The 20266-nt window shown below is 58.7% G+C and carries 15 protein-coding genes; 6 read left to right on the forward strand and 9 right to left on the reverse strand.

Annotated features, from left to right (window positions below; genetic code table 11):
• Positions 1-98: 98 nt before the first annotated feature.
• Positions 99-1688 carry a cation:proton antiporter gene (locus tag ACE2AA_RS01690; RefSeq protein ID WP_408887412.1) on the forward strand — a complete coding sequence of 530 codons (1590 nt, stop codon included), beginning with the start codon at positions 99-101 and terminating at the stop codon, positions 1686-1688.
• Between the two features lie 2 nt (positions 1689-1690).
• Here ACE2AA_RS01690 and ACE2AA_RS01695 read toward each other — a convergent pair whose 3' ends face one another.
• Positions 1691-2590, reverse strand: coding sequence for a LysR family transcriptional regulator (locus tag ACE2AA_RS01695; RefSeq protein ID WP_162851907.1), 900 nt, complete (start codon positions 2588-2590; stop codon positions 1691-1693).
• A 144-nt stretch (positions 2591-2734) separates the two neighbouring features.
• On the opposite strand from ACE2AA_RS01695, the gene ACE2AA_RS01700 reads away from it, so the two are divergent.
• Positions 2735-3508, forward strand: coding sequence for an SDR family oxidoreductase (locus tag ACE2AA_RS01700; RefSeq protein WP_141259518.1), 774 nt, complete (start codon positions 2735-2737; stop codon positions 3506-3508).
• 230 nt (positions 3509-3738) lie between these two features.
• On the opposite strand, the gene ACE2AA_RS01705 is transcribed toward ACE2AA_RS01700, so the two are convergent.
• From ACE2AA_RS01705 to ACE2AA_RS01715, 3 genes are all read right to left on the reverse strand, one after another.
• Positions 3739-5625: an ABC transporter ATP-binding protein gene (locus ACE2AA_RS01705; RefSeq protein ID WP_395370870.1), complete on the reverse strand. Its 1887-nt coding sequence runs from the start codon at positions 5623-5625 to the stop codon at positions 3739-3741.
• A gap of 62 nt (positions 5626-5687) precedes the next feature.
• Positions 5688-6287 (reverse strand): PadR family transcriptional regulator, encoded by a 600-nt coding sequence (locus ACE2AA_RS01710; RefSeq protein ID WP_395370872.1) that lies wholly within the window; start codon positions 6285-6287, stop codon positions 5688-5690.
• Between the two features lie 333 nt (positions 6288-6620).
• Complete coding sequence (locus ACE2AA_RS01715; protein ID WP_193558320.1) at positions 6621-7649, reverse strand: rhodanese-related sulfurtransferase; 1029 nt, start codon at positions 7647-7649, stop codon at positions 6621-6623.
• Positions 7650-7850: 201 nt separating this feature from the next.
• Between ACE2AA_RS01715 and arsC the strand changes: the two genes are divergently transcribed.
• Entirely contained in the window at positions 7851-8216 is a 366-nt protein-coding gene (gene arsC, locus ACE2AA_RS01720) for an arsenate reductase (glutaredoxin) (protein ID WP_141299579.1), read from the forward strand.
• A gap of 97 nt (positions 8217-8313) precedes the next feature.
• Here arsC and ACE2AA_RS01725 read toward each other — a convergent pair whose 3' ends face one another.
• A complete protein-coding gene (locus tag ACE2AA_RS01725) occupies positions 8314-9684 on the reverse strand; it encodes an amino acid permease (RefSeq protein ID WP_395370874.1) in 1371 nt (456 codons plus the stop codon).
• A 469-nt stretch (positions 9685-10153) separates the two neighbouring features.
• On the opposite strand from ACE2AA_RS01725, the gene ACE2AA_RS01730 reads away from it, so the two are divergent.
• Positions 10154-11044 carry a diacylglycerol/lipid kinase family protein gene (locus ACE2AA_RS01730; RefSeq protein ID WP_395370876.1) on the forward strand — a complete coding sequence of 297 codons (891 nt, stop codon included), beginning with the start codon at positions 10154-10156 and terminating at the stop codon, positions 11042-11044.
• Between the two features lie 191 nt (positions 11045-11235).
• On the opposite strand, the gene ACE2AA_RS01735 is transcribed toward ACE2AA_RS01730, so the two are convergent.
• The 4 genes from ACE2AA_RS01735 to ACE2AA_RS01750 form a co-directional block, all read right to left on the reverse strand.
• Positions 11236-12357 (reverse strand): P1 family peptidase, encoded by a 1122-nt coding sequence (locus ACE2AA_RS01735; RefSeq protein WP_141259527.1) that lies wholly within the window; start codon positions 12355-12357, stop codon positions 11236-11238.
• Positions 12358-12413: 56 nt separating this feature from the next.
• Positions 12414-13787 carry a sodium:solute symporter gene (locus ACE2AA_RS01740; RefSeq protein WP_141299588.1) on the reverse strand — a complete coding sequence of 458 codons (1374 nt, stop codon included), beginning with the start codon at positions 13785-13787 and terminating at the stop codon, positions 12414-12416.
• Between the two features lie 313 nt (positions 13788-14100).
• Positions 14101-16395: a TonB-dependent receptor gene (locus tag ACE2AA_RS01745; protein WP_141299591.1), complete on the reverse strand. Its 2295-nt coding sequence runs from the start codon at positions 16393-16395 to the stop codon at positions 14101-14103.
• A gap of 67 nt (positions 16396-16462) precedes the next feature.
• On the reverse strand, positions 16463-17851 hold the full coding sequence (locus ACE2AA_RS01750; RefSeq protein WP_141259531.1) for an amidase: 1389 nt from the start codon (positions 17849-17851) through the stop codon (positions 16463-16465).
• Positions 17852-18146: 295 nt separating this feature from the next.
• Between ACE2AA_RS01750 and ACE2AA_RS01755 the strand changes: the two genes are divergently transcribed.
• Positions 18147-19085 (forward strand): LysR family transcriptional regulator, encoded by a 939-nt coding sequence (locus ACE2AA_RS01755; protein ID WP_141259532.1) that lies wholly within the window; start codon positions 18147-18149, stop codon positions 19083-19085.
• Positions 19086-19247: 162 nt separating this feature from the next.
• A complete protein-coding gene (locus ACE2AA_RS01760) occupies positions 19248-20138 on the forward strand; it encodes an NrtR DNA-binding winged helix domain-containing protein (protein ID WP_141259553.1) in 891 nt (296 codons plus the stop codon).
• Positions 20139-20266 lie beyond the last annotated feature (128 nt).

A 20266-nucleotide genomic window follows, 5' to 3' on the forward strand; every position in this document is an offset into this window, starting at 1 on the left:
GCATGCAGGCAGGATTGGCGCAGGGCACCGACCCTGTCTTGGTGCGTTATCAGAAGGGGCCATGGCAAATACCCGGCACCCTGACAGGTATGGCGCGCATGTCCAATGTAGGGCGGTTTGAATTCATCCTGCTGCTGATCGTCCTGATCGTGGGGCTGGAACTGGTGGCGCGCAAGCTGCGCCTGCCGCCTGCGGCTGCACTGGTGCTGGGGGGGATCGCCATTGCGCTGGTGCCCGGCGTGCCGGTGATCGGGATTGATCCCGACCTGGTACTGATCGTGTTTCTGCCGCCGCTTCTGCTGGCAGGGGCGTATTTTTCCGTCTGGCATGCATTCCGGACGCATCTTCTGGGCATATTGCAGCTGGCGGTGGGTGGAGTTGCGTTTACCACGCTGGCCGTGGCTGTTGCGACACGCTGGCTGATCCCGTTCATGCCATGGGCCGCCTGTGCTGCCCTGGGCGCGATCGTGGCGCCACCTGATGCGGTGGCGGCGAAGGCGGTGCTCAAGCATGTGCCCCTGCCCGAACGGATGACGACGCTGCTGGAGGGCGAAAGCCTGCTGGATGATGCCGCCAGCCTTGTAATCTACCGTTTTGCCACGGTTGCGGTCATGACCGGCAGTTTTGGGGTCGTGCATGCCACGGTCACGTTTTTCTTCCTGGCGTTGGGTGGACTGGTGCTGGGCTGTGCGCTGGCATGGGTCTGGATCAGGCTTCTGGCGCGGGTGCGTGACCGTATCCTCAGCATCACCATGACGCTGCTGCTGCCATGGGTGGCCTATATCGGGGGGGAGCAGGTGGGGGCTTCAGGGGTCATCACTACGGTCGTGGCCGGACTGGTACTGGGCTGGCGGCAGCATGACGTGTTCAGCGCTGATGAACGCCTGCGTTGGGCGGCGGTATGGGAAGTGCTGGTGTTCGTGCTGGAATCTCTCGTATTCGTGCTGATCGGCATTTCGCTGCATGCCATCGTGCTGCGCCATATGGGTACGCCATGGGTGGCGCAGGACGTGTTCCGCCCTGTGGCAGGTATCGTGGCCGTGGTGCTGGTGTCGCGGTTTGTCTGGATGTTGATGACGGAAGGCATACGTGTCGCGTTCCTGCCGCGTGGCAGGCGACCGGGATGGCGGCCATTTTTCAGCTTCGTCTCCATCATGGGGTGGTGCGGCATGCGGGGCGTGGTCAGCCTTGCCATCGTACTGGCGCTGCCTGCGGAAATGCCGAACCGTGACATCATGCAGATTGCGACCTTCGTGGTCATTCTGGTGACCGTTCTGGGCCAGGGAACGACCATTGGCTGGGTCATCCGCATGACAGGGGAGGAACGGGGGCAGTCACGCGGGCAGCGCCATCACCTGTCGGTGTCGCAGGCGCGCGCGCTGATCGCCAGGTCACAGGAACATGCCATGCGGCAGCTGGCCTTTGCACCCGACGGGCAGATCGTCCATTCCCGCCTGCTGGAACAGTACGCCTACCGCGCGGAACTGGCCGAACGTTTCAGCCATGAACAGCAGGCGCTGCAGGGGCGCAAGGATGCGCATTACCGCGCACTTCTGGCGACCATTGACGCGGGTCGGGCCGAACTGCTGCGCCTGCACCGCAGCGGTGAAATCCACGATGCCGTCCTGCACCAGCTGGAACACGAACTGGATCTGCAGCAGATGACGGCGGAAGGTGGCCTGATCTGACCCTATCCGGTCGCCTGCGCCATGATGCCTTCCAGCCAGTCGGCAAACACCTGCAGGCGGCGCGACAGGTGCTTGCGATGGGGATAGAGCAGCGTCATGGGCATGGGTTCAGCCCGGTAGCGTGGCATGACCTCCACCAGTTCGCCAGCCGCGATATGGTGGCGCACGTCATAGGCCGGGACCTGTATCAGCCCAAGGCCCGCAAGGCAGCAGGCCACCAGGGTTTCCGCGCTGTTGACACTGACCCGGCCGGGCAGGTCCATGGCACGGGTCCTGTCGCCTTCCATCCATTCCCATGCCTCCACCCGTCCGCTGGAAGGCGAGCCGTAATGCACGGCTTCATGCTCCGGCAGGTCGGCCGGGCTGTGGGGCACGCCATGGCGGGCAAGATAGGCGGGACTGGCCACGTTGATGATGGCCAGCTCCCCCATCCGGCGTGCGATCAATCCGGAATCCGACAGGGGACCGACACGCAGCACGCAGTCGATCCCGTCCTCGATCAGGTTGATGGCACGGTCGGTAACACCCAGTTCGATTCCGATTTCAGGGTAACGGTCCAGAAATACAGGCAGGGCCGGAGCAACCAGCAGGCGGCCGATCCGTCCGGGCATGTCCACGCGCAGCAATCCGCGCGGGTTGCCACGGTCATGGCGGAACAGGGCCTCGGCCTCCTCCACATCCGCCACCAGCCGCTTGCAGTGGTCATAAAACGCCATTCCGTCCGGCGTGGGGGCAACTGAGCGCGTGGTGCGGGCCAGAAGTCGTGTGCCCAGCCGGGATTCAAGTTCCTGCACGGCGGTGGAAACCGTGGAACGCGGCATCTTGAGCGTATCTGCAGCCTTGGTGAAGCTGGCGGTTTCCACCACGCGGGCAAAAATGCGGAAAAGGTCGACACGGTCCACGATCATCACCGTCAGGCTGCGGGTTTGTTCGCGTTTCCTGACATGTGTTGTCAGGAAAGGGAACTTTATACTCCGATTTTAACTGATAACTTATAGACATGAACAGTGCGGCATATGTCCGCACAGCATGAACGGAGGCTGCATATGGCTGATCATAGCATCAAGGGTAAAACGGTCCTGATCGCGGGTGGGGCGAAGAACCTCGGCGGCCTGATCGCGCGTGACCTTGCGGCACATGGCGCAAAGGCCATTGCCATCCATTACAACAGCGCCGCGACACGGCCCGAAGCGGAAAAGACCCTTGCCGACCTGAAGGCTGCAGGCGTCAACGCCGTTGCATTACAGGCCGACCTGACGCGCGATGGCGCGGTGGCCAGGCTGTTTGCTGATACGGTTGCGGCCATCGGTCGCCCCGATATCGCGATCAACACGGTGGGCAAGGTGCTGAAAAAGCCGATTGCCGACACCAGCGAGGCTGAATTCGATTCCATGTTTGCGATCAATACGCGCGTTGCGTATTTCTTCATCAAGGAAGCGGGCATTCATCTCAATGACCATGGCAAGCTGCTGACCATCGTTACGTCGCTGCTTGGGGCTTATACCCCGTTCTATTCCACCTATGCCGGGTCGAAGGCGGCAGTGGAACACTTCACCCGCGCCGCGTCCAAGGAATATGGCGCGCGTGGCATATCGGTCAACGCCATCGGGCCGGGGCCGATGGACACACCCTTCTTCTACGGACAGGAAGCGCCGGAAGCCGTGGCCTACCACAAATCGGCTGCCGCCCTGTCACCGTTCAGCAAAACGGGCCTGACCGATATCGAGGATATTGCCCCACATGTCCGCTTTCTCGTATCCGATGGGTGGTGGATGACCGGCCAGACCACGCTGATCAATGGCGGCTATACCACAAAATAACGGCCCGGTTTCAGCAGGTGTCCCCGCCGTTAACCCACGCGTGTTTGCCTGACCCGATCCCGTCAGCCCTTTCAGGGCGACTGGCAGGTAACGGGCCTGCCCGTGTGGGTTTCGGGCAGCAGGAATGGCTGTCCAGCCTCCCACTCCTTGTAATCATAAGGAAAGTTTTTGGTGAAGCTTTTTGCAAAAAGCTTCGGCAGCCAAAAACGTTTGTTTTTTAAAACAGATCTTTATTGATATCCGGCGGCCTGAAGTTCAAACAGTTCGGCGTACCGTCCGCCCTGCGCCAGCAGCTGTTCATGTGTGCCGGCCTGCAGGATATGGCCATGTTCCAGCACGACAATCCGGTCCGCCGTGCGCACGGTGGAAAAACGGTGTGAAATCACCAGCGCCGCCCTGCCATGCCGCAGGGCACGCAGACGTTCGAACACGTCTGATTCTGCACGCGCATCAAGTGCCGCTGTCGGCTCATCAAGTATCAGCAGGTCGGCATCGCGCATATAGGCACGGGATATGGCGATTTTCTGCCATTCCCCACCGGATAGTTCCCGCCCGTTCGCCACGCGCTTGCCCAATGGCTGGTCATACCCCATTGGCAGTTTGCCTACGACATCATCGGCCAGTCCCTCATGCGCCGCAGCCTCAATACGCTGCGTGTCCGCAAGGGCCGAGATCCGGCCCACGGCGATATTTTCCGACGCGGTCAGGCTGTAGCGGACGAAATCCTGGAATATGACGCCGATATGGGCGCGCAGGTCCGCAAGATCCATATCGCGTAGCGGCACGCCATCCACCGTGATCTGCCCTTCGTCGGGATCATACAGACGGGTCAGCAGCTTGACGATGGTGGTTTTGCCCGCCCCGTTTTCCCCCACCAGCGCCACGGTTTCGCCCGCGCCAATGGTCAGGTCCAGATGTCGGATGGCCCAGCGGTCCGTACCGGGATAACGGAAGCCCACGTTTTCAAACCGGATGCCCTGTCTTATCGGTGACGGGAAGGGCAGGGCCGCCGCAGGCGAGATGATGGACGGGCGGAGGTCAAGAAAAGCGAAGAAATCATTGAGGTACTGCGCCTGGCTTGCGGTCTGCGTAATGCCCAGCAGCAGGCTGGACAGAAGCGCGTGCAGGCGCAGGAATGATCCCGAAAGGAATGTCAGGTCCCCCACCGAAAACTGCCCGCGCACCGTATCCCATACAATGACCAGATAGACCCCGTAATAGGCCACCGACCCGATGGCCGCGAAGGCCCCACTCCAGACAAAGCGGCGCAGGGCCAGCCTGCGGTTCTGTTCCAGCACGGTTGCAGCGGCAGCGCGGAAGCGGCTCACCAGGAAATCCCCCAGCCCAAACAGCTTGAGTTCCTTGGCATGTTCCGCGCTGGCGCCCACATGGCGCAGATATTCCATTTCGCGGCGTTCAGCCGTCTTGGCCCGGATCAGGCGGTAGCCTTCGGCATTGAACCGCGCCTCCCCCGCAGCCGAGGGCAGGAGGGCGATGACCAGCACCAGCACCATCCATGGCGCGAATGCCACGACGCCAATCGCAAGCGTCAATGCGGTTACGGCGGTCTGGGCAATGTTGAACAGTTGCACCAGCAGGTTGTTGCGGCCCGATGCCTGCCGGCGCGCGCGCTCCAGCAGGTCCTGTAGCGTGCTGGATTCAAACTGCTGCAGATCCAGTGTCGCGGAATGTCCCATCAGGGCAAGGCTGACGGAATTGATATAGCGTTCATTCAGCAGCCCATCGACCAGCACGATCGCGCGGGATGTCAGGTCCGACAGGATGATGAGGGCGAATTCCAGTGCAATCCAGCCCTCCAGCCGGGTGGCTGGTCCATGCAGCATCCAGTCCAGCAGGGAACCTGACGGAGTGGCATGGGTGCTGGTGCGGATGACCTCATCCACGATCAGCTTGCCGACATACAGCGCCAGTGGCGGCTGGATGGCCTGCACCAGTCGTAGTGCGAGGCTGGCCAGTGTCAGGGCAGGGCTGCATTTCCATATCTGGCGGAACATGCGCGGCACATGCCCGTACACTCCGAACCGTGCGCTCAGGCGTGTCCGCCATGATGGGGCGGATGGGTTACGCTGGTCTGGTGTATCGGGGGGGGCGTTCAATCAGGAATGGCTCCAGCAAGGACACGAAGGCGTCTTCAACGGCGCGCGGGTTGTGGTCCCGATCATGACTGGCCCAGTATTTCCGCCGTGGCGCGGTTCAGGATGGCGGCGATGCGGCGGGCTTCTCCTTCCCCGCAGCCAAGCCTGCGGCGTATGGCGTGCTTGATTGCATGTCGGGCTTCATGCAGTTCGTCGGCTTCAGGCCCGTCCGTGCCATTAACCCCGGCAAAGGCATCACGCACTTCCGCCATCCGGCCACCGATACGGGCCAGGGTTTCCAGTATGATATCCGCCTGTTCACGTCGAGCGTCCAGATGGGTGCGGCCAGCATTCGTCAGGGTATAGCACTTGCGGTTGCCCTCACGGCTGGCGGCGGCGTGGCCGATTTCATCCAGATAGGTCAGGGCAGGGTAGATCATGCCGGGGCTGGGTGTATAGAACCCGTCCGAGCGTTCTTCCAGTTGCCGGATCAGTTCATAGCCATGCGCGGGCCGTTCAGCCAGCAGGGCCAGCAGGACAAGCTGCAGTTCGTCCGAACCAAGCTTGCGTCCGGCCGGGAAATCGCCCCGGCCAAACCCGCGTTCAAAGCGGCCACGCCGTCCCCGGCCCTGCCTGCAGGCATCGGACCGGGGGGATTGGAAAGGCGTCTGTTCGTCAGTCATATCGCGAGATATAAACTATCTTAAGATACATTCAATGATCTGCCACACATGACTGCCCTCAACCATGAACGTCTCGCGCTTGCCTGATCCATAAGCGTGGCCGGATGCAGATGACGCTGTCGCGTTATGGTGGACTTCTCCCACGTGATCAAATGAGCAGGTAGTATTTTCCTGTTGGATATCAGGGAAGAAGTGCCCTGATCGTGAAGACTGTTTCAAAAAAAACGTCTATGAAGCCGCATGTCATAAGGAAAGATTCAGGTGCCGCCTTTTTTCAAAAAAGCTTCACCAAAAACATTCTTATGGTGACAGGCTGTTTCGTGGGCTGACTGTTCAGGTGGTTTCCTTGTCACGGGATGGGTTGTCATGTTCCATGCCGGGCTGGGGCAGGCCCAGATGGTGCATGCCCTTTTGCGTGGCCAGCTGAATCTGGCGCTCCCGTTCCGCATACCGCCTTCGCTGGGTTTCGGTGCGCTGGTCGGCGCAATGGGGGCAGCTTACACCTTCCACGTAGTCCGGGCTGGCGCGGTCTGCTTCACTCAGGGGGGTGCGACAGGCGTGGCAGATGTCGAATGTGCCGGGTTTCAGCCCGTGGCCCACGCTGACGCGCTGGTCAAACACGAAACATTCCCCGTCCCACAGGCTTTCATCCTTCGGTACGGTTTCCAGATATTTCAGGATACCGCCCTGAAGGTGGAACACGTCCTCCACCCCTTCGGCACGGACGAAGGCAGTCGCCTTTTCACATCGTATGCCACCCGTGCAGAACATCGCGATCTTGGGTGTCCGCCCCTGTTCAAGCAGGTTTTGCCGCTGGCTGCGGAACCATTGCGGGAATTCCCGGAACGTGCGCGTACCGGGGTCAATGGCACCCCGGAAGGTGCCGATTGCGACCTCATAATCATTGCGCGTGTCTATCACGATGGTGTCGGGATCGGAAATCAGGGCATTCCATTCATCGGGCGCCACGTAATGGCCGACATCGCGGCGCGGATCCAGTCCTTCTACCCCCATGGTCACGATTTCACGCTTTATGCGCACCTTCATGCGGTGGAAGGGCAGAACAGGCGCGCGGGAAAACTTGACTTCCAGATCAGCACAGCCGGGCAGGGCGCGGATAATGCCAAGGATACGGTCAATCGCTTCATCCGTCCCGGCAATGGTGCCGTTTATGCCTTCGTGCGCCACCAGCAGGATACCGCGTATGCCCAGTTCATGGCAGGCATCCAGCAGTTGGGCACGCACGGTGGCACAATCCGCGAACGGTGTGAAATGATAGAGTGCGGCCACACGGATGGGCAGCGTGGCTGCTGTCGCGGCGGGAGCGGTGGAAGGGGAAGAATCTGTCACAATGGCAACCATGCGCTTCAAAAGGGATCGCTGACGAAAGCCCGTCAATCTAACAGGACATGCCCGGTTACCCGCACATGCTGTCAGCGCAGTCATAGCGGAAATTCCACGTGAATGCACGGTGTCAGGCACCGTGTCGCAGGACAGGCTGCAATCGGGGGCGGGACATGTTTATATATGCGCGTATTGCCTGACCATATGGGAAAACCGTGGATGACCGTTACCCTGTACCATAACCCTGTCTGCGGCACGTCGCGCAACGTTCTGGCCATGATTCGGGCTGCCGGGATTGAGCCGGTCGTCGTGGAATATCTGAAAACCCCGCCAACCCGTGCTGATCTGGACGTGCTGGCCAGCCGCCTGGTGGTGCCGGTGCGTGACCTGCTGCGCCAGCGTGGTACGCCCTATGCGGAACTGGGGCTGGATGATCCGGCGCTGACGGATGGGGACATACTGGACGCCATTGCCGCACATCCGGTGCTGCTCAATCGTCCGGTAGTCATGACCGATCAGGCGGCGCGTCCCTGCCGACCGAAGGAAACGCTGTTTGAGATCCTGCCGCAGACGCGTGTGGCCTGATGGTTGTTTCAGATCATAAAGAAGATTTTGGTAAAGCTTTTTTCAAGAAGCTTCGCGAAACGTCGCCTTTTAAAAAAGGTGACACCCAAAAATTTCATTATATTTTGGGGCGCATTTTGCCGCGCACGGCATGGATCACGATAAAGAACAGGGTCGTGCCAAGACTGGCCATGGCGGTCATGCGCTGCGTGTCATTGATCAGCATGGCTACGAAAATGACAATCACACCACCCAGCGTCGCCATATTGATCGCCGGAAAAAACGGTAGCTGGAAAAATGGCTGTTCCCCCGTACCGGATGCCCGCCGACGCAAGACCATATAGGACGTGACAATCAGCGAATAGACCAGCAGGATCACGCCGCCGCTGCAACTGAGCAGGAAGGCGAACACGGTCCCCGGTGCAAGAATGGATGAAAATGCCACCACACCCCCTGCCAGTGAATTGGCCATGATGGCGTTGACCGGTGTGTGCTGCCGTCCATAGCGTTGCAACAGGGCGGGTGCATCACCATGGCGGGCGAGTTCTGCCAGGATGCGCGATGTGATGTACAGGCTGGAATTCATGCATGACAGCACTGCTGTCAGCACCACAACCTGCATGCATGTGGCAGCCCCGGGGATGCCCATGGCCTGCATGGCGGCAACAAAGGGCGAATGACCAGGCACGATATCCGTCCATGGCACGATCATCAGGATCAGCGCGATGGACAGGCTGTAGAATAGCGTGATGCGCGTGCCCAGGCTGCGTGTGACATGGGCCACATTGCGCGCGGGTTCTGCTGACTCGCCAGCCGCCACCGTCGCGATTTCAGATCCGATCATGGTGAACAGGACGGTGGGAATGATGGAAATCATGGCCGTTGTGCCATGGGGAAACATGCCCCCGTGTCCCAGAACATTCTGCGTGACCGGAATGCCGGGACCAAAGACATGCGCGACGTACAGCGTGCCCGCCCCGATGAACAGCACGATGCTGATGACCTTGACCAGCGAAAGCCAGAATTCGCATTCCCCGAATATGTGGACCGCCGCAAGGTTGATCAGGTTCAGCGCCACGATCAGCGCCGTCGCCAGCAGCCAGACCGGCAGGTTGATCCAGTCATGAAGCAGGATGGCCCCGGCTATGGCCTCGCTGCCCAGAGCAACAAGCCAGAAGAACCAGTACAGCCACCCTGTCGTGAAGGCCGCTCCATTGCCGTGGGCCATACGGATATATTCCACGAATGATCCCTTGCCGGGGCTGGCGGTCACCATTTCGCCCAGCATGCGCATGACCAGCATGACCAGCAGGCCCACCGCGACAAATGCCAGCAGTGCGGCTGGTCCCGCCGCGGCAATGGCGGCACTGCTGCCCACAAACAGTCCGGCCCCGATGGCGCCGCCCAGAGCGATCATGATGATATGGCGTTGCTTTAGGGTGGAAACAGGCCGGGAAGGCGGCTGGTGGGTGCCCGTTGTGTCAGACATGCCGTGTGTTATTTCCTGAATGGCAAGGGGAATGATGTAAACCGTATCGCATGCAATCGTGTCCGAAAGGACAGCCATGCCAGAACGACCCGTCCCTGGCCTGGGGGTATTTGTGACACAACCGGACAGGGATCTGTCCGGGCATCCCGATACATGGGGCGTTCATCATGCTGATATCGTTTCAGTTTCATCCCGAACATAGGACAGGAACGCGCAGGGTATGTAAAGGGGTTACAGTGTTTGCATAGGATATGACAAAACATTCATTTACATGGAAAGGATGGTTGCATTCAAAAATATAATAATAATCATTTGTTGTTATTTATAAATATCAATATAGAAAATAGTATTTTATAAATTTATCTGACAGGATGGGTATGGTATAGATATTTTCGGGAATGAATTGTAAGCACGCGAATCATATTATTTATTTTTGACAGATTTCAGGATTTTCCAGAAGATACACGCCATGCCCGACCAGAATGTAAAAGTGACTGTTATCATGAATCCCGCTGCCGGGCGTCGTCGCATGGGGCGTGTCGTGGGCTTTGTCCGGCAGTTGCAGCAGGCAGGACTGCAGGCACAGATTGTGCCCACCCGTTACCGGGGGCACGCCACAACCCTTGCGCGCATGGCGGTGCAGGAACGGACCTGCACCCATATCGTTGCTGCAGGAGGGGATGGGACCGTGGCTGAGGTAGCCGAGGGCATGGCGGGATCCGATATCATTCTGGGCATCCTGCCCGTCGGCACGGCAAATGTGCTGGCCCGGGAACTGCGCGTGCCGTTTGATGACGTGCAGAATGCCCGCAATATCGCAGGTGGTGCATGCACCGTTATCTGGCCCGGCCGCCTGCGGTCCAGCGAAGGTGAATGTCTGTTCGTGCAGATGGTCGGCATTGGCTTTGACGCACATGTGGTGCATGTCGTGTCAACCCGGCTGAAAAAGGCGATCGGTCGGGCAGCCTATGTGCTGGCGACGCTGGGTTCATTATGGAAATACACGTTTCCGACCATGACCGTATCCGTTGATGACGTTTCTCATGCTGCAGCGTCGGTCATCGTATCAAAAGGGGCGTTGTATGCCGGAAAATATGTCCTCACACCCCGGTCCATGCAGGAGCACAGGCAGTTTTCGGTTGTCCTGTTTGGCACGGCGGGCATTGGTAGCAGTATTCGTTATGCCATAGCCTTGCTGCGCGGGAACCTGTCACGCCAGAAAGATGTCACGATCCTGACGGCACAGAAGGTTGAAATCACCATCCCATGCAACATACCCGTGCAAAGTGACGGGGACGCACGTGGTCTTACACCCATACGGATTGATATGCCTGACCGTGCCCTGCGTATCGCGGTATAAAGATGCAATTATTTTCATTTGAAACAGTAAAAGTTTTTAATATTGCTTTTTTAAATATTTACCAAAAATTTTTATGATTTATGTAATGTTGCAAACGCTCTTTATATATTCCGGTGTCATGCAATACTCTATCCGGCGCAGCCTGTGTTTTCCCACTGGGCTATAGGCTGGCCGGTAAAGTTTATGATCCCTCAGGCAGGCAGGTCATGCCATGTCCTGCCTGCCCGGTGATGGGGAAGGGTCGCGGCATACACGCCACGTGCGACCGCGCGGGCAAGGGTATCCGCTGCGACGGACCCCAGTCGGGCAATGACCAGTTCGCGGTTCTGGCCGGGTATTTCCTTCTGCGCGGTTGAAAGAGCGAAGACGACATCCCCGTCAAACGGTGAATGGATGGGGCGGATTGCGCGGGCAAGACCGTCCTGCGCCATCATTGCAACGCGCTTGAGTTCATCTGCATCCAGCCGTACATCCACGGCAATACAGGCAATGGTGGTATTGGCGCGCGCGCCGGGGTTCAGTTTGGCTTCTCCCCAGTCTTCGCCATAGACCGAACGGGATGATGCACCCAGCCCACCGAATTCATTGTCGATTTCCAGCGGCCCCGCCCAGAAATTGCGCGTGCCCGGCACCACGACCGAACCAAGGCTGTTGACACAGACCAGCGCGCCAACAGTCATGCCATCGCCCGTCTGGAACGAAGCCGAACCCAGCCCCCCCTTCAGGCTGCCTGCCCCCGCGCCATATCCGCCGCCTGCTGTCCCCAGCGCAAACGGCCCGGCCTTGGCATGGCGGACTGCCTGTTCCCCCAGCCGACGATAGGGGGGATTGGTACCCCACTGTTTGTCGCCCCCGTTGGCAAGATCATACAGCACGGCCGTGGGCACGATGGGAGAGGGGGGAACGCCCTTTTTGGGAATAAGCGAGAAGCCACGCCCCTGCGCACCCAGCCAGCTCGCTACGCCATCCGCCGTTGCCAGACCATAAACCGACCCACCGGACAGGACGATCGCGTCAACGCTGCGGACAAGGTTTCCCGCACTCAGCGCATCCGTCTCACGCGTGCCGGGGCCGCCACCACGCACATCCACCGCACAGGCCGCACGCTGGTCAGGCAGGATGACTGTAACACCCGTATAGGCCCCAGGATCATCGGCCAGCCCGATTTTCAGGCCCGCAACATCCGTCATCAGGTTCAGCCTGCCTGGTGTGCCAATGCGTATGGGACTGGCTGCTGAAACGGCACGGGGGGCAACCGCCATGCCGCCGGTGGCCAGCATGGCCTTGATCAGTTGGCGTCTATACACTGTCATTACCTTTCAATAATAATGTTCTGTTGTTGTCTGTCATGATGAAGATCGTGGATGTTTTATGCGGTTCGCGGCGTACGTGATATACCAGCCCATACAACCAGTGCATTGATGATCAGCCCGATCATGCCAGGGTTCAGCCCGGCTGGCATGATATGAAGGAAAAACAGGCCCATCCCGACCAGGTCGCCACATAACAGTCCGGCAATAACGGGAATGGCCGGTACCTTGCGATCAAGCAGGGCGACAATAATACCCGGCGCCAGTTGGGTAACACCGATATAATACAGGTTGTTCAGTATGACCATCAGTCCCGACAGGGACGCGCCCCCCATAACCGAAATTACAAGATAGATGGCAATTGTGATCTGTGCGCCGATTTTCTGCGCCCGGTCCGAATGGCCGGGCATGAGGTTGCGCGAAACCAGCGGTCCCAGCGCCAGACAGACCCCCGCCAGGATCACCAGCGCCGATAATGCGCATCCCCCCGCCACCAGTCCCCGCGCCCAGTCGGGCAGGGTGGTGCAGACCGCGACCATGAAGACATCATTGGGTGATGCAGGTGTTGCACCCGATGTCCGGACATACAGTGCCATCATGAACAGGAATGGGAACATGAGCATGTAGAGTGGCATGAAAATCTGGTTTTTCTGCAATGTGCGGGGGGATTTTGCAGTAAACAGGAAGGCAACCGTCTGCGGCGCGATACACAGCCCGATCGATTGCAAAATGATTGTTGACACGATAAAGGCATTGCCCCCCGGCAGGCCATGCCTACCGTTATCGGGACTGGAGAAATCCGGCACGCCGACAGGCCAGTGCATGGCATGCATGGCTGCGTATCCACCCAGCAGGATGGCCACCACCATCAGCACGTCCTTGAGTATGGAAACATAGGCCGGCGCCCGTATGCCCGACAGTAATATCCACGCCAGGGTCAGTAACGCGGACAGTCCCGTCATCATCATGCCCGGTATATGCCAGCCCAGGTTGCGCACCACGACCATAAGGCCAGCAAACTGCATTTCGCCGAACGGGAGCAGAAATAACGCCGTATTCAGCACAACAAGTATTTCAAGCGCCCGGCTGGCGTAATGGTCGCGGAAAATATCGGCAACTGTAATGCATGAATACCGCTGTCCCAGTGCCCATATACGCGGGTTCAGGAAATAACCCACCGGATAGGACAGCAGGATATACCCCAGAAACCACATCCCGAACCCGCTGCCCTGAGTGTATATCCCGGCAGGAAAACCCAGCACGCTGCCAATGCTATATGTCTCACCAATGGTCAGGAAGAAAATAAGGACTGCCCCGAACTGGCCCGACGCCACGAAGAAATCGCGCGCGTTGCGGGCGGCGTGGCGATATCGTGAATAAACGGCGATCAGCACCGAAGCCGTAATGACAGCCAGGAATATGGAAACTTCCATCCCTTATCTTACCTGCTTTGTATCTGTACCAGATCGTGCATGTGATGGCAGGTTCCAGCATATGGTCAGGCATGCGGGAACAAGGATGAAGCATGCGAACATCCAGATTATTTCAAGGGGAACGCCGAATACCGCCATCCTTTGTGCCTGCAGGGCCAGGCCACCGCCGATGACAAGGCAGAAAGGCAGGACAAGGCCCGCAAGCAGCGCGGGAAGGGAAATGGCAGGGACTGCCTGCGTGCTGTCACCGTGTCTGTCCTGATCGTGCATGCCTGTCTGACCCTGTCCTGTTGGTAACGGCCTTATGATGTCATCAGTATGTATAGCTGATACGGGCACCGTAGAAGCGCGGCGGCCCGACAATGCCGAAATTGGACGTTGTAAAGAAATTACGCGTCAGGTCATAGGTGCGGTTAAGTGCATTCTGAACATAACCCGTTACACTCCATTTTCCGTTTTTTGGCCGGAACGTCAAGCTGGTGTTCAGCAGGAAATAGGGCTTGATGTTATACAGCGGGCCAAGGATGACGGCATATTCCTCGCTACGGTAGGAATAATTTGCTTCGGGCGTCAGTATATAGCCACGCAGCGCACCGGGCAGGCGGATATCATAACTGGCGGATCCACTCAGTTGCAGCTTGGGGAACCCCATGTCTTTCCCCTGCATGTTCTTGTTTATGGTCTGGTAACCGTTTCCGCTTGCGCCAGTGGCCTGCGACGCGGCGATGTTCAGTGCCTGGAACTGTTCATACTGACCCTGTTCATAACCGAAATTCTGCGTCAGGTGCAGGCCACGGATCGGTTCGGCCTGTGCTTCAAGTTCCACCCCCCACAGCGAGGAGCGCGGTGCATTTACGATCTTGCCGATCGCGCCGATCGTATGATCTTCAATCGCGCTCTGCACCTGCTGGTCATGGTAGTCGTACTTGAACGCGGCGCCATTGATACGCAGGCGATGGTTGAAGAACGTGCTCTTGAACCCGAGTTCATAGGCCATCAGCCATTCCGGCTTGAAGGGTGTCAGCTGCGACGGTGCTGAAACGTTATAGGCAGAAAAGCCACCTTCCTTCACACCGCGGCGAATATTGAAATAGGCCATGACATTGGGCCTGATGTCATATTCGATAGATGCCTTGCCCGAAACCTGGTCCATCCCGGTCTTGCGGTCATAATGGGTTGCGGGAACGAGTGCGGTTGATCGCTGGGTATAGAAGTTGTCCAGTTCCTTCCATTCGTTCTCATGCCGCAGGCCGAAGCCTATGCGCAGGTGGGAAACGGGCCGATAGGTGATGGATGCGAATTCGGAAAACCCCTGATCCGGCTGGCTGTATCGCGTTTCGGTATTGAAGCCGAATGCATTCTGGAAATTGGAATACATGGCATCCTGCAGGTCTTCCTTGAAGTAATACAGGCCTGCATTCCACGTTATCGGCCCCCGGTCGTGGGAGGCAAGGCGCAGTTCCTGTGAGAAGATCGACAGGTTGCTGTCAAAATATTCGTCGGCATTTGCCGCCGGCGTGGCATCCCAGTCATTCAGTTCACGGCGGTACATGACCTCGTAGGCACTGATGGAGGTCAGGCGCGCCCAGGAAAATTCCTTCTGGATGTTGATATCAACACCCCAGCTCTGGTTATTGCGGAACGGTTTGGCATTGGGATTCAGGTGCAGATTGTTTGCAAACTGCCGGGACATGCCCCAGCCGGTTGCGTAATGGTCGCTATCAGCGGGAATGTAGCCACCACTGGTCACTGAATTGATCAGATAACCCGGCGTGGAGTCCGAACGGTCGATGCCGTAATGGCCACTCAGGTTTATGGTGGTCGTGTCGTTGGCTTCCCACCGTAGCTTGGCGCGCACCGCACCAAGATCGGCATTGCCGATATGTTCACCTGTCGCGCGGTTATATTCATACGCGCCGCCGTGGATCGTCTCGGCCGAAATACGGTAGGACAGGCGTCTGGTGATCGGGCCGGATACGAACAGGTCCGTCTTGCTGCGCGCGCGGTTTGCGATGTCTTCGGATATGCCGGCAGTCAGCGTCTTGGTCGGATCGGCTGTCTGCATCATGATGTTGCCACCCGTGACGCTGCGCCCCGATGTATAGCCGGTCGGGCCACGTTCGACATCCACACCTGCAAGGTCGAACATGACCCCCTGCGTCATGACACCGATGGGATAGGCGACCCCATCGACATAGGTCATGACATCAGGCGTATTGTTGGATCCGTAATCGAAAAAACCGATGCCACGAAGATGAAACTGTGGCTGGCCGCCACCAAAGGCATTTTCCACCTGCAGGTTGGGCACGACGTTCTGCAGGTCGTTTACGGTGGTGACATGGGCCTGTATCAGCGCCTCGCGGCTGAGATGGGCAATGGACCCGCCGACATGCTGCAGGTGTTCGGCATGGGCATTGGCACCGCTGACATGGATGGTTTCAGGCTGTAGTGCTGCCTGGACACTGCCCTTCTGGTTACCCGGTACGGATTTGGGTTTGTGTTCGTTTGTCGTCACTGATGCCGCAAAGGCATCGGGGCAGGTCGGCAGGGCGCAGGTAAACAGGACCGCGACACGGCCTATCGTCGTTATCTTTCCATATCTTTTCATTTCACGCACGCCTGGTCAGAAATCATGGGAAGGTCGGTTGCCGACAATACGAAGCTGTTTCCTCTGGTCATGATGGGGGCAGCGGCCAGTGTGGCATGGGGCCACGTGCCGTTTCATACAGGGCTGCCAGCCGGATGGCCTGCAGGTCCGCAAAGCGCGGGGTTACGATCTGCGCCCCGATTGGCATCCCGCCCTGTGAAAAACCGCAATGAATGGATATGGCGGGCTGTTCGGACATGTTCCATGGGACAGTAAAGGCGATGTGGTCAAAGGAGCGTTCCGGGTCGTTGGTCGGTCCCGGATATTCTGCGGGGAAACTGACGTTAGGCGTGGTGGGCGACAGAACAATGTCAACGTGTTCAAACAGTTGAGCACATTTGCGCCGCATGGCAAATGTCTGCCCCAGCCCGTCCACGGCGGCAACACCGCTGACCTTCTCCCCACGTTGCGCCCATGTGCGGATGAAGGGTAGCACCTTTTCCAGCCTGTCGGGGGGAAGCTGGCTCAGTTCCGCCCAGCTGCGTGCGGACCAGTACTGGTCCAGCCCCGACAGCATCGCCGGTGTCATGACCGGGTCCACGGGAATGATTTCGGCTCCCATTTCGGCAAACACACCGGCCACGTTTTCAATCGCGACCCGAATTTCGTCATCCAGCTTCAGCCCGCAGCCGGCATCCAGCATCAGCCCGACCTTCAGGCCGCGTACATCCACGCCCTTGTAATAGCTGTCCCAGTCAATATCCGTATAAGGCAGGCTGGTCGCGTCACGTGCATCGGGCTGGGACAGCACGTTCATCATCAGCGCCGCATCGCCCACCGTGCGGGTCATGGGGCCAGCGCAGCGACCGATGTAATAGGGATCGATGGGAATGCGCCCGAGTGAGGGCTTGAACCCGACCAGTCCGCACCATGCCGCGGGCAGCCGGACGGACCCACCAATATCCGTGCCGACATGCAGCGGCCCGTAACCTGCCGCCGCCGCAGCAGCAGCACCCGCGCTGGAACCGCCGGGGTTGCAGGCCAGGTTCCACGGATTGCGCGCCAGCGGGTGGAATGTCGAAAGTCCCGACGACAGCATGGCGAAATCGGGCACCGTGGTTTTCGCGAAAATCAGCGCACCCGCTTCCTTCAGCCGGGCGGCGGGCGGGGCGTCGTGTGTTGCGGGCACCAGTTTGCTGGCGATGCTGCCCTGCGGGATGGGCAGGCCCTTGGTCGCGATCAGTTCCTTCAGCGTTGCGGGCACGCCATCCAGAATGCCGCAGGGGCGACCGTTCATCCACCGCTGTTCCGACTGGCGTGCTTCGCTGACAAGCCTGTCGGGTTCGTAGGCGTACAGCGCCCCAAGCGTGCTTTCCCATCGTGCGATATGCGCGATCAGTGCGTTGGCGTATTCAACCGGGGAAAGGGTTCTTTTCCGATAGGAAGAAAGGAGTTCTCGTGCCGTCAGGTCCATCATGGGCGTAGGTTCCTTTATTCCCCTTTCCACCCCGTAATGACGGGGCAAATATCGGGGAAGGGACATATTATTTCGAGAACATAATGATATGGGCCGCCCGTCGCGCATGAATATCCCAAATTTGTGCGCAGGGTGGGATACAAAACGATCTACAATCGAAACGATATTGTAAATTCATGTCTTTTTGTCCAGTCAGGGCATGATTTTTCTGGCTTCCTACTTTTTCCTTAAAATATTACCGCCTGACGTATATGTTTGACGCCATCGGCCCGGTACGTATCAATGGGGAATATGTATGTCGCTTAAAGCCCTGCAACTGTTCCTGATCGTGGCGCAGGCAGCGTCCCTGCGCCAGGCCGCCCAGCGACTGAACATGACCCCTACCGCCCTGCGCCGCCAGATCGACAGTCTTGAATATTATTTCGGTTCAGAACTGATTGACCGCAATGCAGGCGGCATCAGCCTGACCGAGGCAGGCCAGCTGCTGCTGGGGCAGGCGGCGCGCATTTTGAATGATATTGCGGTGACCCGCACACAGATCGACGATCTGAAACAGCTGAAACGTGGCACGGTCAGGATACAGGCAGGTGGCGCGATCGTGGCTGAACTGCTGGTACCCACCATCTGCACGGTCCATGAACAGTATCCCAACCTGCGCTTTCATGTGTTCGAAAGCAGGGCGTCGGATCTGGTCGAGGCCCTGACTGATGGCGGGATCGATCTGGTGGTCAGCCTGTTTACCCCCGAGACGGCCCAGTCCTTTGTTAGCCACAGCATACAGCTCAGGCACAGCGTGATCGTCAGCACGGATCATCCGCTGGCCTGCAGGCCGCACGTGACCATCGGGGAACTTGCATGCCATGCGCTGGCCATTCCTGATGAATCCTTCGGCGTGCGCCGCGAACTCAACCGTGCGGCGCGGGCCTGCGGCATTAGCCTTGACCCTGCATTCGTGACGGGTTCGCTGGTCATGCAGAAAGAAGTCGCGATGCGTGGCATGGCGGCCCTGGTGCTGCCCCCGGAATGTTGCCGGCGGGAAATACAGGACGGGCTGCTATGCGCCATTCCCATCCGGCCCGCCAATGCCATCAGCGCGCGGCTGGACCTGTGCAGCCTGCCCCAGCGGCGCAAGTCCTTTGCCTGTCAGGCGCTGTTTGACGCGCTGGCGCAACAGATGCACAGCGGTTTCACGACGGGCGAGCTGGAACGGGTGAATGAAGTCTCACGGGCATGATCTTCCCCGACCGATGCGGCAGTAGATCGGGGATATTTACTGTATATGACATGGAATGCTATGGTGATGCGCGCCCGGCGCGGCGTATTGCCGGGTATCGGGAAATGTACTCCCCAGACCAGCGGGTTGCATGATACATCTGTCTTCGACATGACAACCCAGATGATGATCGAACTGATTGCCGTCCTGACAGCCGTGCGTGACGATGTGCCACAGGTCATGACGATCGACCATGGTCGCCTGCTGCCGTCCGGGCCGCTGGAAAGTACCCACCGTTCCCTGCAGGCAGGGGTCAGGGCATGGGTGGAACGCCAGACCGGTCACCCCATCGGGCATGTTGAACAGCTATATACCTTTGCCGACCATGACCGGCTGTTGGCCACGGGGCAGGGCAGGCTGATCGCCATTTCCTATCTGGCCCTGACCCGCAGCCACGCAGGGGAAACGGGCTGGCGGGACTGGTATGACTATTTCCCGTGGGAAAACTGCAAGACGGATGAAGGCCGGGACTGCCTGGCCATTATCGAACGCCTGCTGTGCCGGTGGGTGGCGGACATGGGCAATGCGGCCGTGCGCGTGCGGCAGTGGCAGCGATGCGTCAGCCTGTTCGCCATTGGCGACATGGTGGTGTGGAATGACGAGCTGGTGCTGCAACGCTATGAACTGCTGTATGAGGCAGGGCTGGTTGCGGAAGCGGGTTGCGCACCCGAAAATGCCGTGCCGGGACAGGCAATGCATCATGATCACCGGCGCATACTGGCTACCGGCATGGCCCGGTTACGTGCAAAGATACGTTACCGGCCTGTTGTGTTTGAACTGATGCCGGAGGAATTTACGCTGCTGCAATTACAGCGCGTGATGGAAAGCCTGTCGGGTATCCATATCCATAAACAGAATTTCCGCCGCCTGATCATGCAGCAGCAACTGGTTGAGGAAACAGGCGGAATTGAAGAAAATACCGGCGGCCGCCCCGCCCGGCTGTACCGTTTCTGCGGGGAGGTCAGGCAGGCGCGACAGTTTGTCGGTACCAAGATTCCGTTGTTCCAGCCCTGATGGAAAAAAAGGCACCTCACGAAAAACCTGATTGACAAGAGGCTTGTTTGTCTCTGCAACTGTCGCACCGGCCCCTGCTGCTTGGCTTATACTCAATATGAGCATAAAGGGCACGGCAGGAACGGCCG

The sequence above is a fragment of the Komagataeibacter diospyri genome, from assembly GCF_043995075.1.
Lineage (GTDB): Bacteria > Pseudomonadota > Alphaproteobacteria > Acetobacterales > Acetobacteraceae > Komagataeibacter > Komagataeibacter diospyri.

Excerpts from the sequence above, each read along its gene's own strand:
- ACE2AA_RS01745 (WP_141299591.1), bottom strand. The coding sequence starts at position 16,395 with ATGAAAAGATATGGAAAGATAACGACGATAGGCCGTGTCGCGGTCCTG.
- ACE2AA_RS01750 (WP_141259531.1), bottom strand. The coding sequence starts at position 17,851 with ATGATGGACCTGACGGCACGAGAACTCCTTTCTTCCTATCGGAAAAGA.
- arsC (WP_141299579.1), top strand. The coding sequence starts at position 7,851 with ATGACCGTTACCCTGTACCATAACCCTGTCTGCGGCACGTCGCGCAAC.
- ACE2AA_RS01710 (WP_395370872.1), bottom strand. The coding sequence starts at position 6,287 with ATGACTGACGAACAGACGCCTTTCCAATCCCCCCGGTCCGATGCCTGC.
- ACE2AA_RS01700 (WP_141259518.1), top strand. The coding sequence starts at position 2,735 with ATGGCTGATCATAGCATCAAGGGTAAAACGGTCCTGATCGCGGGTGGG.
- ACE2AA_RS01755 (WP_141259532.1), top strand. The coding sequence starts at position 18,147 with ATGTCGCTTAAAGCCCTGCAACTGTTCCTGATCGTGGCGCAGGCAGCG.
- ACE2AA_RS01735 (WP_141259527.1), bottom strand. The coding sequence starts at position 12,357 with ATGACAGTGTATAGACGCCAACTGATCAAGGCCATGCTGGCCACCGGC.
- ACE2AA_RS01715 (WP_193558320.1), bottom strand. The coding sequence starts at position 7,649 with ATGGTTGCCATTGTGACAGATTCTTCCCCTTCCACCGCTCCCGCCGCG.
- ACE2AA_RS01740 (WP_141299588.1), bottom strand. The coding sequence starts at position 13,787 with ATGGAAGTTTCCATATTCCTGGCTGTCATTACGGCTTCGGTGCTGATC.
- ACE2AA_RS01730 (WP_395370876.1), top strand. The coding sequence starts at position 10,154 with ATGCCCGACCAGAATGTAAAAGTGACTGTTATCATGAATCCCGCTGCC.
- ACE2AA_RS01690 (WP_408887412.1), top strand. The coding sequence starts at position 99 with ATGTCCAATGTAGGGCGGTTTGAATTCATCCTGCTGCTGATCGTCCTG.
- ACE2AA_RS01760 (WP_141259553.1), top strand. The coding sequence starts at position 19,248 with ATGATGATCGAACTGATTGCCGTCCTGACAGCCGTGCGTGACGATGTG.
- ACE2AA_RS01725 (WP_395370874.1), bottom strand. The coding sequence starts at position 9,684 with ATGTCTGACACAACGGGCACCCACCAGCCGCCTTCCCGGCCTGTTTCC.